This is a genomic window from Nocardiopsis changdeensis, from assembly GCF_018316655.1.
Taxonomy (GTDB): Bacteria; Actinomycetota; Actinomycetes; order Streptosporangiales; family Streptosporangiaceae; genus Nocardiopsis; species Nocardiopsis changdeensis.
Genome location: NZ_CP074133.1, coordinates 4,924,935 through 4,936,904 on the forward strand (window position 1 = coordinate 4,924,935; position 11,970 = coordinate 4,936,904).

The following is an 11,970-nucleotide window of genomic DNA, read 5'->3' on the forward strand; positions in this document are numbered from 1 at the left end:
CGCGCGGCCCGGGAAGGCGCTGCGGGCGCCGTGGAGCGAACGAGACACAACCGTGCCGGAGCGCACCGCACCGGGTCGGCCACCTTCGGTCAGACGGGCTGCTCCGGGGCGGGCGGCGGCCCGGGCGGGAGGCCCAGGGCGGTGTAGGCGGCGGCCAGGGCGGCGGCGCGCAGCTCGGCCGCGGGGCGGTCGCCCAGCAGGACCACGCAGTCGCCCAGGCCGCCCAGCACCAGGGTGACGCGGGCCAGCTCGGCCAGTTCCGCGCCGGGGCCGGCGAGCATCGCGGTGATGCGGCGGCGCCAGTCCAGGACCCGGCCGCCCAGGTCGAGCTCGGCCAGGGTGGCGGCGTCGCGGAACACCACCCGGTTGACCTCCCGGTGGCGCATGCTCACGTCGAAGTACCGGGCCAGCAGGACGCGCGGGTCGACGGCGCCCCCGGCCGCCTCGTCGGCGGCCACGGCGGCCTCGTAGTCGTCCAGCATCGGGCGGACCAGGGAGCGCAGCAGGTCCTCGCGCGAGGCGAAGTGGTAGTAGAGCGCGGGTTTGGTGATGCCGACCCGGTCCGCGATGTCGCGCATGCTGGTCTGCTGGACGCCCCGCTCCCGGAACAGCTCCAGGGACGCGGCCCGGATCCGGTCCTTGGTCCGGGTCGATCGCGCTCGGGGCACCCCTCACCTCACCTCTCGGCCACCGTGGTGTCACCAGTCTGGACCATGGGGGGCCTTGCCATCGCCGGTGTTTTTTGTTTACCTTCCGGTAAGTCTACAAAAGGAGGCCGCCATGGCGACCGTGCTCGTCTCCGGCGCGGGGATCGCCGGCCCCGTCCTGGCCCACCGCCTCGTCCGGCTGGGGCACCGGCCCGTGCTCGTGGAGCGCGCGCCCGCGGGCGGCGGGGGCTTCGGGGTGGACCTGTTCGAGCCCGCCGTGGAGATCGCGACGCGCATGGGCCTCATCGACCGGATCCGCGAGGCCTCCACCGGCAACACCCGCATCCGCCTGGAGCGCCCCGGGCGCCGCCCGGTCGACGTCGACATGGGCGCCCTGGCGGAGGTCGCCACCGACGACCGGCACGTGGAGGTGCTGCGCGGCGACCTGGCCCGCATCCTGCACGAGGCCGTCCGCGACGACGTCGAGTACCTGTCCGGGGACTCCGTCGCCTCCCTGCACGACGACGGGGACGGGGTCGACGCGGCCTTCGAGCGCGCCGCCCCGCGCCGGTTCGACCTGGTGGTGGGCGCCGACGGGCTGCACTCGGCCGTCCGGCGCCTGGCCTTCGGCTCCGAGGAGCGGTACCGCAGGTTCCTGGGCGGGCACATCGCCGTGTTCGACCTGCCCGAACCGCGGGAGGCCGACGGCCGGGTGGTGCTCTACCAGTCCGTGGACCGGACGGCCGCGGTCTTCCCGGTGCCGGGCACCGGCCGGGCCCGCGGCGCGCTGCTGTCGCGGGACGCGCGGGAGTACGACGGGCACCACCGGGACCTGGACGCCCAGCGGCGGTTCCTGCGGGAGGCGTTCGCCGGGGAGGGCTGGCGGGTGCCCGAGCTGCTGGAGGCCGCCGACCGGGACGAGGGCCTGTACTTCGACTCCATCAGCCGGATCGCCATGGACTCCTGGACGCGCGGCCGGGTGGCGCTGGTCGGCGACGCCGGGTACTGCCCGGGCGCCGCGGTCGGCGGCGGCACCACCCTGGCGGTGGTGGGCGCCTACACGCTCGCCCACCACCTCGGGGAGGACCCGCGGACCGGCCCCGCCGCCTACGAGTCGGCCCTGGCCTCCTACGTGCGGCGGGTGGGCGGGGTGGGGGCGGCGTCGATGGACACGCTCATCCCGCGCTCCCGGCTCGGGGTGACGCTGCGGTCGGCGGCGCTGCGGGCCCTGCCGCGGCTGCCCCGGCCGCTGCTGCGCCGCGCGGTGAACTCGGACTCGCGGGCCGCCCGGGTGCTGTCGTCGGTCGCGCTGCCACCCGCCGCCTGAGCCGGCGGACGGGCCGGCGCCCATCGCCGGCCCAGGCGCCGGCCCGGACGGCACACAGCTACTCTTTCTCCTCATTCTCCTCAGTGGTCACTCCGTCACCGACCCCCTTGTCTGATACTCGATTACGGGTTACCTTTATCTTGATGTCAGATACCGAACACCCCAAGATTCCGGACGATCTGGTGGGCGCGGCGATCCGCGCCGCGGAGCGGACGGGAAAGGACGTGGCCGACGTGCCTCTCATCGAGATAGCCCAGGAGGCGGGGGTCTCCCGCAGCACCCTCCTGCGCCGCCTCGGGGGCAGGCGCGGGGCCCTGGACACGGCGGTCCGCGAGGCGGGCGTCGACCCCGGCGGGCGCCCTCCCGTCCGGGAGCGGGCCGTCGAGGCGGGGGCGCGCCTCCTGGGCGAGACGGGCCTGGCGGCCACCACCCTGGAGGCCGTCGCGGCCGCCGCCGACTGCTCGGTGCACAGCGTGTACGCCGCCTTCGGGTCGCGCGACGCCCTGCTGGCCGCGGTCTTCGAGCGGTACGGCCCGCTGACCGAGCTGGAACGGCACCTCGCCGACCCGGGCGAGGACCTGGCGGCCGCCGTCCTGGGCGTCCACCGGGCGCTGGCCCGGGCGTTCACCGACGAGCCCCGGGTGATGCCCGCGCTGCTGGCCGACGTGTTCGCCCGGCCCGGCGGCCCCGCCCGGAACCTCCTGACAAGCCGGTTCTTCCCGCGCATGCTGGCCGCCCTGGGCGGCTGGCTGCGCCGGGAGATCGACGCCGGGCGGCTGCGGGACCTCCCCGTGCCCCTGCTGGCCCAGCAGCTCGTCGGCCCCGCCGTCATCCACTTCGCCCTGCGCCCCGCCCTGGCCGGGGTGCCCGGCATCGACTTCCCCGACGTGGAGGAGACCTGCGCCGTCCTCGGCGACGCCTTCCTCCGAGCGGCGGCGACCCACCCGCCGCGCTGAACCAGGGGCGACGGAGCCCCGGAACAGGAGTCCCCGATGACCGAGAAGACGACCTGCCTGATCGCCGGCGGCGGCCCCGCCGGGATGGTGCTCGGCCTGCTGCTCGCCCGCGCGGGCGTGGCGGTGACCGTGCTGGAGAAGCACGACGACTTCCTGCGCGACTTCCGGGGCGACACCGTCCACCCCTCGACCGTGCGCCTGCTCGACGAGCTCGGCCTGGGCGAGGAGTTCGCCGCCCTGCCGCAGAGCCCGCTGGACCGGGTCGCCTTCCCCCTCGGCGGGGACAGGATCGTGACCATCGCGGACTTCCGCCGCCTGCCCCACCCCTACCGGAGCGTCGCCATGGTGCCCCAGTGGGACCTGTTGAACCTGCTGGCCGGGGCCGCGAACGAGGAGCCCTCCTTCACCCTGCGGATGGGCACCGAGGCCACCGGGCTGGTCCGCGAGGGCGGCCGCGTGGTCGGCGCCCGGTACCGGGGCCCCGGCGGCGAGGGGGAGATCCGCGCCGACCTCACCGTGGGCTGCGACGGCCGCTGGTCGCTGGTCCGCCGCGAGGCGGGGCTGGTCCCCGCGGAGTTCCCGGTGGGCATCGACGCCTGGTGGTTCCGGCTGCCCGGCTCGCCGGAGGACGCCATGGCGCTCACCCCCCGGGCCGGTCGGGGCCGGTTCCTCATCGTCATCCCCCGCGAGGGGTACCTCCAGGTCGCCTACATCGGCCGCAAGGGCAACGACCCCGACCTGCGCGCCCGGGGCGTGGAGGCGTTCCGCGCCGACGTCGCCGAACTGCTCCCGGAGCTGGCCGACCGAGTGGACTCCATCGGGTCCATGGACGACGTCAAGCACCTGGACATCCGGCTGAACCGGCTGCACCGCTGGCACGCCGAGGGCGTGCTGTGCATCGGCGACGCCGCGCACGCCATGTCCCCGCTGGGCGGGGTCGGCATCAACCTCGCCGTGCAGGACGCGGTGGCCGCGGCGACCCTGCTGGCCGAACCGCTCCGGAGGGGGACCGCCGACGGGCGCGCCCTGGCGCGGGTGCGCGCGCGCAGGCTGGCGCCGACCGCCGTCGTCCAGCGCCTCCAGCGGACCATGGAGAAGATCCTGGTCGAGCCGATCCTCCAGGGCCGCAGGATGGGGCCGCCCGCACCGGTGCTCTGGGTGCTGGAGCACCTGCCGTTCATGACCGCGGTGCCCGCCCGCCTCATCGGTCTGGGGCTGCGCTCGGAACACGCCCCGGAGTTCGCCCGCCGCTGACGCCCTCCTCCGGCCCGTTCCCCCGCTCCTCCCCCGGGTCCCGGCCCCCGGCCCGGGAGCGCCCGCCGCCCAGGGCGGTGAGCGCGACCCCGCCCACCAGCAGCACCGCGGCCAGCAGGTTGAGCGGTGTGAGCTCCTCCCCCAGGAACACCCACGCCGAGAGCATCCCGAACACCGGCACGAGCAGCGTGAACGGGGCGACCGCCGAGGCGTCGTGCTCGCGCAGCAGGAACCCCCACACGCCGAACCCGAACACGGTCGCCACCCAGGCGATGAACAGCAGTGCGCCGATCCCGGTGAGGTCGAGGCCGCGCAGCGCGGCCAGGCCCGCCTCCGGCCCCTCCACGAGCAGGGACAGCGCGAACAGCGGCAGCGGAGGGACCAGGCTCACCCACACCATCCAGGACAGGGTGTCGGGCGGAGCCGCCTTGCGGGTCGCCACGTTGGCCAGGCCCCAGAACGCGGCCGCCGCGATGATCATCGAGAACGCCGCCAGCGGCCCCGATCCGCCCTGGGCCCAGGCCGCGACACCGATCCCGCCCAGCGCCACGGCCATGCCCGCATAGCGCAGCGGGCGCAGCCGCTCGCCCAGGAACACCACCGCGAAGCCCGCAGTGAACACCGCCTGGACCTGGAGCACCAGCGACGTGAGCCCGGCGGGCATGCCCAGGTGCATGCCGGTGAAGACCAGGCCGAACTTGGCCACCCCCAGGGTCAGCCCGACCACGAGGATCCACCCCAGGGCGACCCGGGGCCGCTTGACGAGGAAGACCGCGGGCACGGCCGCGACGAGGAAGCGCAGGGCGGTGAAGAGCAGGGGCGGGAAGTGGTCGAGGCCGACCTCGATCACGACGAAGTTGACACCCCAGACGGCCGCGACGAGCACGGCCAGGAACAGGTGGAAGGGACGCATGGGTCCGATCATGGCCGCCCGGCGGATTAAGCACCAGCGAAGATTCCTACACCGTCGGATTCACGCCTGCTACATAATGGTGGTGTCCTCCCGAAAGGAGCGCCCCGTGCTCGACCTCTCCCGGCTGCGCGCCCTGCACGCCGTCCACGTCCACGGATCGGTGGCGGCCGCCGCCAAGGCCCTGGGCTACACCCCCTCGGCGGTCTCCCAGCAGGTCGGCAAGCTCGAACGCGAGACCGGCACCCCGCTGCTGGAGCGGCGCGGGCGCGGCGTGGTGCTCACCGACGCCGCCGCGATGCTCGTGGGCACCGCCGGGCGGGTGCTGGCGCTGGTCGAGGAGGCCGAGGTGTCCCTGGAGGAGCGGCGCGGCCGCCCGCACGGGCGGCTGACCGTCGCGTCCTTCGCCACGGCCGCGCGAGGACTGCTGCCGGGGGTGCTCGCCGAGCTGGCCGCCGCCCACCCCGCGCTGGACGTGCGGCTGTTCGAGGAGGACCCGCACGCCACCCCGCACATGGTCGCCCAGGGCACCGTGGACCTGGCCGTGGTGCACGACTGGGACATCGCCCCGATGAGCGTCCCCGAGGGGGTGGCGCGGGAGCGCATCGGCGAGGACCGCTGCGACGTCCTGCTGCCGCCCGACCACCCCCTCACCGCCCGGGACTCCCTGACCCGCGCCGACGTGGCCGGGGAGCGGTGGATCTGCCAGCCCCCGGGGACGGTGTGCCACGACTGGCTGACCCGCACGGTGCGCTCCACCGGCACCGAGCCCGACATCGCCCACTACGTGGCCGAGTACCAGACGCAGCTGGCGCTGGTGGCCGCCGGCCTGGGCGTCGCCGTGGTCCCGCGCCTGGGCCGGGGGCCGCTGCCCGCCGACGTGGCGGTGCGGCCGGTGGACCCGGCACCGGTGCGGGGCCTGGCGGTGCTGTGGCGCGAGGGCGCGTCCCGCCGGCCGGCGATCACCGAGGCCGTGCGGGTGCTACGCGAGCACGCCGCCCGTCTCTAGATCGTTGATGGGGAAATGTGTCCTGGTCAGTGGTCGTAGGCGATCAACGACCGCTTGACCGGGGCACCCACCAGCCAGTTGTGCCAGATCGCGGCGTTGAGCGCGCAGATGCGCTGGCACACCCGCGCCCACAGCCCCTCACTGGTGCGAGCCTGGTGGCGCTCCAGGCCGAGCTGGTTCTTCAACGTCCAGATGACGGCCTCGATCCTCTGACGCAACCAGCCCGGGAACCGGCCCTCGACGGATTCGCCCTTGAGCGCCGGACGCACCAGGGCAAACCCCAACCCGGCGGCCGCCGTCTCGATACCGACCCCGGCGAAGCCCTTGTCGCACACGATCACCGCTGCAGCCCCGGAGCGCACGGTCGGACGTGCAGCAGATGCAGTGCCTGTTTGCGTTCGTCCAACTCCTTGGGGTGGGCCAGGGAGAACGCGCACACCGACCCCTCCGCGGTAGTGATGAGCACGAGCTTGGCACCCCAGTAGAAGGCGTGGTGGGACACGTCCCGCCCGTACCCGGCCACCTCGCCCGGGCCGGAGCGGTCCACCGTCACGCGAGAGGCCCCGCACCGCACCGGGGTGCCGTCCATCAACCGCACACCCTCCCACCAGGTCGGGACGGAGCGGGCCGGCCACATCGCGGCCTTGAGCAGGACCGGGGCCGCATCGCGCAGGTGGCGGTTGTACTCGGACTGGCCGGGCAGGCGGGGGAACAGGTGCCCGATCCGGGCCGGTGCCGCCCGCATCCAGTGGCGTTCGGAGTCACACCTGAGCAGGACCTGGGCCAGGGCGACACAGACGAGTTCGGCGTCGGTGAGCTTTCGGGGGCGGCCCGGGCCGCGGCGCTGGTTCGCCGAAGGGAGCACATGGTCGTCGAGATGGACGTAGAGTGCTGTCAGAAGGGCGTCAAGGTCATTGGTCACACTCTGATCCTCGACGCCCTTCGCCATGCGCGCAGCGGGTTCAGGGATTTCCCATCAACGATCTAGGCCGTGTCCTCGCGGACCCCGCCGCGCTTCGGCCCGCCCGACGGGTGGCGGAAGGTCCCCGGCGGGCGGCCGACGGCCGCGGCGCCGCCGCCCTGCGCGGTGCCCTCGGGGGACGGGGGCCTTCGGCCCCGACGGCGCCTCGCGGCCCCGCCGGCGGCACGGCGGGTGCTCGGGGCGGCGCTCAGTCGGCGATGGCGGGGACGCGTTCGCCCTCCGGGACCGGGCCGGGCGCGGTGCCCTCCCCGAACGGCGACCCGCCCAGCGCCTCGCGCCCGTGCGGGGCGAGCCACCCCCGCGGGTCGGGCCCGGCGGCGACGACCCGCGTCGGGTTGATGCCGGTGTGCACCCAGTAGTAGTGGACCCGGATGTGGTCGAAGTGGGTGGTGTCGCCGAACCCCGGGGTCTGGAACAGGTCGCGGGCGTACGCCCACAGCGCCGGGTACTCGATGAGCTTGGCGATGTTGCACTTGAAGTGCCCGTGGTACACGGCGTCGAAGCGCACCAGGGTGGTGAACAGCCGGATGTCGGCCATCGTCAGGGTCTCCCCCACCAGGTAGCGGCGGGAGGACAGGCGCGCCTCCAGGTCGTCCAGGCGGGCGAACACCCCGGCCACGGCGCGGTCGTAGTGCTCCTGGTCGGGGGCGAACCCGGCCCGGTACACCCCGTTGTTGAGGTCGCGGTAGACCTCCGCGCCGACCGCCTCGATCTCCTCGCGCAGCGGTTCCGGGTACAGGTCGGGGGCGCCCTCGCGGGTGAGCGGCCCCCATTCGGTGGCCATGTCCAGGCAGAGCCGGTCGTAGTCGTTGGTGGCCAGGTGGCCGGTGGCGGTGTCGACCAGGCCGGGCACGCTCACCCCGCCGGTGTAGCCGGGGTCGCGGGCCAGGTAGGCCTCGCGCAGGGCGTGGATGCCCAGCACCGGGTCCACGCCGCCCGGGCTGCCGGTCTCCTCGGTGAACACCCAGTGCGGGTCGCCGTCGATGACCTCCTGCCTGGGGTCGGTGACGGCGAGGGAGACCGCGCCCTCCAGGCCCATGAGGCGGCGGACGATGACGGTCCGGTGCGCCCACGGGCAGGCCCGGTTGACCACCAGCCGGTAGCGCCCGGGCTCGGCGGCGCGACCGAACCGGCCGTCCGCGGTGACCCGGTCGGCGAAGGCCGCCGGATCGCGTGTGATCTCCTCCGTGGGGACTTCGTTGGCCCGCATCCCGCTTCTCCTCCCGGCGACGGCACTGCCGGTCGCATCGTATCCCCGCGGCGGCGGCGCGCCCGGTACCGGGCGGAGGGCCTGGGCTACCGTGGTCCTCCCATGGACGACACGACCCCGGAACCGGTCGGGCCCCTGGCGGGCGCCCGGGGCGGCAGGCTGCGCTACGGGCGCGGCGCCCCGGGGATCGAGCGGCTGGCGGTGTCGTTCTCCTCCGGGGGCTTCGCCCCGCACCGGCACGACGTGTACGCGGTCGGCGTCACCCTGGCCGGGGTCCAGGGGTTCGGCTACCGCGGCGGGCGCCACCACTGCCTGCCCGGGCAGGCCCACGTGCTGCACCCGGACGAGGAGCACGACGGGGCGGCCGGGACCGAGGAGGGGTTCGGCTACCGGATCGTCCACATCGACCCCGCGCTGGTCCAGCGGGCGCTGGGCGGGGTGCCGCTGCCGTTCGTGGCCGACCCCGTGGTGCCCACCGAGCGGGTGCCCCGCGCCCTGCTGCGGTGGCTGGGCACCATGGACGACCCTTTGGACGGCCTGGCCGGGGCGGAGCTGGCCGCGTCCCTGGCCGACCTGCTCCTGGCCTGGTCGGGGCGGTCCGCCCCGGCCCGGCCCCGGGGCGGGCCCCTGCCGCTGGCGGAGCTGGAGCGGGCGCGCGGGCTCATCGCCGACGACCCGGCCGCCGCGCACTCCGCCGAGGAGCTGGAGCGGGCCTGCGGGCTGGACCGGTGGACGGTCGCGCGCCGGTTCCGCGAGGCGTTCGGCACCAGCCCCACCCGGTTCCGCGCCATGCGGCGGCTGGACCGGGCCCGGCGGCTGATCGCCTCGGGCGTCCCCCTGGCCGCGGCGGCGGTGGAGGCCGGGTTCGCCGACCAGAGCCACCTCACCCGCGTCTTCAAGGGCGCCTACGGGCTCACCCCCGGCCGCTGGGCGGCGGCGCTGGAGCGGGTGCCCGCTCCGGAGCGGGGCCGGGGTCGGCCGCCCGCAGCGCCTCGATGACGGCGGCCATGTCCCGGCCGCCGTGGCCGGAGCGGTCGGCGTCGGCGAACGCGCGCAGGCACGCCTCCATCAGCGGCGCCGCCGCGCCCGCCGCACGGGCGGCCTCCACGACCAGGCGGCTGTTCTTGAACACGTCGGCGACCGCCGCCTGCGGCGCGAAGTCCCCGGAGACGAGCTTGTCCGCCTTGGCCCGGGAAACGGCGCTGGCCATGGGCCCGGCGTCCAGGACACGGGCCAGCAGGCCCGGGTCCAGTCCCTGGCGCTCGGCGAAGTGGAACGCCTCGGCCAGCCCGGTGACCAGGGTGATGAGGAAGGTGTTCACCGCGAGCTTGAGGGTCAGGGCGGCGGGCACCGGCCCGCACACGACCTGGTCCGTGCACAGCGGCGCGATGATCCGGGCGGCCTCCGCCACCGGCTCCGGGTCGCCCGCGAGCATCGCCACCAGGCTCCCCTCCTCGGCCGGTCCGCGCGAGCCCGAGACCGGGGCCTCCACGTAGCGGCCGCCCGCGGCCTCGATGTCCGCCCCCAGGGCCCGGGAGGCCGCCGGGGCGATCGTGCCCATGTGGACGACCGTGCGCCCGGCGACGCCGACGGCCACCTCCCCCTCCGCCGTGCGGCCCAGCACGGCGTCGGCGGCCGCCTCGTCGGAGAGCATGAGGATCACCGCGGAACAGGAGTCGAACACCTCGGCCGGATCCGCGGCGATCCGCGCGCCCGCGCGTTCCAGGGGGCCGCACCGGTGCGGGGACCGGTTCCACACCACGAGGTCGGTGCCCGCGCGCAGCAGCCGCAGCGCCATGGGGGTCCCCATGATGCCCAGTCCGACGAAACCGATCGCCATGTCCTCGTCTCCTCCCGGGAGGGTGCCGTCCGGGCGCCGCCCGGCGCCCCGCACGTATCGGAGCACCGCGGGGCCGGCCGCGTCTTGAACGATCGTGCGGCGGCGAAAACGGCGTGCGGCCGCCGGTCCGCGGACCGTAGTGTGACGCCCGTGGAAGGGCTGAACGGCTTGGGCACCGCGATCCTCGTCGAGGGCGAGAGCGATCGCGCCGCCCTGCTGGCCCTGGCCCCGGGGCGCGGGCTGGACCCGCGGGTCCTGGGCGCGGCGATCGTGCCCATGGGCGGGGCCACCAACGTCGGCCGCTTCGTGGCCCGGCTGGGGCCGCGGGGCGCCGGGCTGCGCCTGGTGGGGCTGTGCGACGCCGCCGAGGAGCGGCACTTCGCGCGGGCGTTCGCCGGGGCGGGCCTGGGCCGGGACTTCCACGTGTGCGTGGACGACCTGGAGGACGAGCTGATCCGCGCGCTGGGCGTGGCCGGGGTGGAACAGGTGATCGCCGGCCAGGGCCGGGAGCGGTCCCTGCGGATCTACCGCAGGCAGCCCGCGCACCGGGGCCGCCCCGCCGACCGGCAGCTGCACGGGTTCATGAGCAACAACAAGGAGCAGTACGCCCGGGCGATGGCGCAGGCCCTGGCCCCCGAGCGGGTGCCGGGACCGCTGGCGGCGGTCCTGGCCGCGCTGGAGGTGGCGGCCGGGGAGGCCTCCGCCTGAGCGGGGCGGCGCCGGTCGGCTCAGGCGGCGGCCGGTGCGCCGCGCAGGTACTCCACCACCTGGCGGGCGACGGTCCGCCCGGCCCGGTTGGCGCCGATGGTGCTGGCCTGCGGCCCGTACCCGGCCAGGAACACGCGCGGGTCGCGCACCGAGCGGCCCTGCTCCACCCTCACCCCTCCCCCGGGTTCGCGCAGCCCCAGGGGGGCCAGGTGGGTGAGCTCGGCGCGGAAGCCCGTGGCCCAGATGATCGCGTCCACGGGCTCGAAGGCCCCGTCGGCCCAGCGCAGCCCGTCGGGCTCCACGGCGGCGAACATGGGGCGGGCGACCAGGAGCCCGCGTTCGACGGCGGCCAGGTTGCGCGGGGTGGCGGGCAGGCCCGTGCCGCTGGAGATGCTGGGCAGCGGCCGCCCCGCGCGGGCGGCCTCGTCCGCCCGGCGCACCGCCTCGACCCCGGCCCCGGGGTCGTCGGTGAACCGCACCGGGCGCCGGGTGACCCAGACCGTCGAGGCGGCCACCCCCTCCAGTTCGTGCAGGAAGCCGGTGGCGGAGGTGCCCCCGCCCACCACGGCCACGCGCAGGCCCGCGAAGTCCCGCGCGGACCGGTACTGCGGCGTGGACACCTGCACGCCCCGGAAGTCCGCGGCGCCCGCGAAGTACGGGCGGAAGGGCCGGGCCCAGGTGCCGCTGGCGTTGACCAGCGCCCGGGTGAGCAGGGCCCCCCGGTCGGTCTCCACCCGCAGGCGGCCGTCGCCGGCCTCGCGGACCGCCGTGACCTCGACCGGGCGGCGCACCCGCAGGTCGAAGGCCCGCTCGTAGCGGTCGTAGTACTCGCGGACGACGTCGCGGGCCGGGCGGTCGCCGTCGGCGGTGGCGAAGCTCAGCCCGATCTCCCGCATGCCCGGCAGGTCGTCGACCTTGTGGGCGTCGTCCAGGCGCAGCGCCTCCCAGCGGAACTGCCAGGCCCCGCCGGGGGCGGGCCCTCGGTCCAGGACCACCGCGTCGGTGCCCGGCACCAGGCCCAGGCGGCGCAGGTGCCAGGCCGCCGACAGGCCGGCCTGGCCCGCGCCCACCACGACCACCTCCGCCTCCTGCGGTCCTCCCGGTGCTCCGCCCGTCATGGCGTCCCC

General features: G+C 75.8%; 11 protein-coding genes and 1 pseudogene. 6 read left to right on the plus strand and 6 right to left on the minus strand.

What is annotated here, in order from left to right; genetic code table 11:
* Positions 1–89: 89 nt before the first annotated feature.
* Positions 90–668: a TetR/AcrR family transcriptional regulator gene (locus KGD84_RS22390; protein ID WP_220562353.1), complete on the minus strand. Its 579-nt coding sequence runs from the start codon at positions 666–668 to the stop codon at positions 90–92.
* Positions 669–780: 112 nt separating this feature from the next.
* Here KGD84_RS22390 and KGD84_RS22395 point away from each other — a divergent pair, with 112 nt between their 5' ends.
* The 3 genes from KGD84_RS22395 (at position 781) to KGD84_RS22405 (ending at position 4,184) form a co-directional block, all read left to right on the plus strand.
* Complete coding sequence (locus tag KGD84_RS22395) at positions 781–1,974, plus strand: FAD-dependent monooxygenase (RefSeq protein ID WP_220562354.1); 1,194 nt, start codon at positions 781–783, stop codon at positions 1,972–1,974.
* Positions 1,975–2,117: 143 nt separating this feature from the next.
* Positions 2,118–2,930 (plus strand): TetR/AcrR family transcriptional regulator, encoded by an 813-nt coding sequence (locus KGD84_RS22400; RefSeq protein WP_220562356.1) that lies wholly within the window; start codon positions 2,118–2,120, stop codon positions 2,928–2,930.
* Between the two features lie 36 nt (positions 2,931–2,966).
* Positions 2,967–4,184, plus strand: a complete 1,218-nt coding sequence (locus KGD84_RS22405; protein ID WP_220562357.1) for an FAD-dependent oxidoreductase — start codon at positions 2,967–2,969, stop codon at positions 4,182–4,184.
* Here KGD84_RS22405 and KGD84_RS22410 read toward each other — a convergent pair.
* Positions 4,132–5,097 carry an EamA family transporter gene (locus KGD84_RS22410; RefSeq protein ID WP_220562358.1) on the minus strand — a complete coding sequence of 322 codons (966 nt, stop codon included), beginning with the start codon at positions 5,095–5,097 and terminating at the stop codon, positions 4,132–4,134. The genes KGD84_RS22405 and KGD84_RS22410 overlap by 53 nt on opposite strands.
* A gap of 106 nt (positions 5,098–5,203) precedes the next feature.
* Between KGD84_RS22410 and KGD84_RS22415 the strand changes: the two genes are divergently transcribed.
* Positions 5,204–6,103: a LysR family transcriptional regulator gene (locus tag KGD84_RS22415; protein WP_220562359.1), complete on the plus strand. Its 900-nt coding sequence runs from the start codon at positions 5,204–5,206 to the stop codon at positions 6,101–6,103.
* A 26-nt stretch (positions 6,104–6,129) separates the two neighbouring features.
* On the opposite strand, the pseudogene KGD84_RS22425 reads toward KGD84_RS22415, so the two are convergent.
* Positions 6,130–7,025 (minus strand): annotated as a pseudogene (locus KGD84_RS22425) (transposase).
* A 247-nt stretch (positions 7,026–7,272) separates the two neighbouring features.
* The gene (locus KGD84_RS22430) at positions 7,273–8,295 is read right to left on the minus strand and encodes a glutathione S-transferase family protein (RefSeq protein WP_220562361.1); all 1,023 of its coding nucleotides are present in this window, start codon (positions 8,293–8,295) and stop codon (positions 7,273–7,275) included.
* 102 nt (positions 8,296–8,397) lie between these two features.
* On the opposite strand from KGD84_RS22430, the gene KGD84_RS22435 reads away from it, so the two are divergent.
* Positions 8,398–9,294 (plus strand): AraC family transcriptional regulator, encoded by an 897-nt coding sequence (locus KGD84_RS22435; RefSeq protein ID WP_220562362.1) that lies wholly within the window; start codon positions 8,398–8,400, stop codon positions 9,292–9,294.
* On the opposite strand, the gene KGD84_RS22440 is transcribed toward KGD84_RS22435, so the two are convergent.
* On the minus strand, positions 9,209–10,135 hold the full coding sequence (locus tag KGD84_RS22440; RefSeq protein ID WP_220562363.1) for an NAD(P)-dependent oxidoreductase: 927 nt from the start codon (positions 10,133–10,135) through the stop codon (positions 9,209–9,211). The two genes, KGD84_RS22435 and KGD84_RS22440, sit on opposite strands and share 86 nt — an antisense overlap.
* A 150-nt stretch (positions 10,136–10,285) precedes the next feature.
* Between KGD84_RS22440 and KGD84_RS22445 the strand changes: the two genes are divergently transcribed.
* Positions 10,286–10,843: a TOPRIM nucleotidyl transferase/hydrolase domain-containing protein gene (locus tag KGD84_RS22445; RefSeq protein ID WP_255646745.1), complete on the plus strand. Its 558-nt coding sequence runs from the start codon at positions 10,286–10,288 to the stop codon at positions 10,841–10,843.
* A 20-nt stretch (positions 10,844–10,863) separates the two neighbouring features.
* Here the strand turns inward: KGD84_RS22445 and KGD84_RS22450 are convergent, their stop codons facing one another.
* A complete protein-coding gene (locus KGD84_RS22450; protein ID WP_220562364.1) occupies positions 10,864–11,961 on the minus strand; it encodes an NAD(P)-binding domain-containing protein in 1,098 nt (365 codons plus the stop codon).
* Positions 11,962–11,970: the final 9 nt, after the last annotated feature.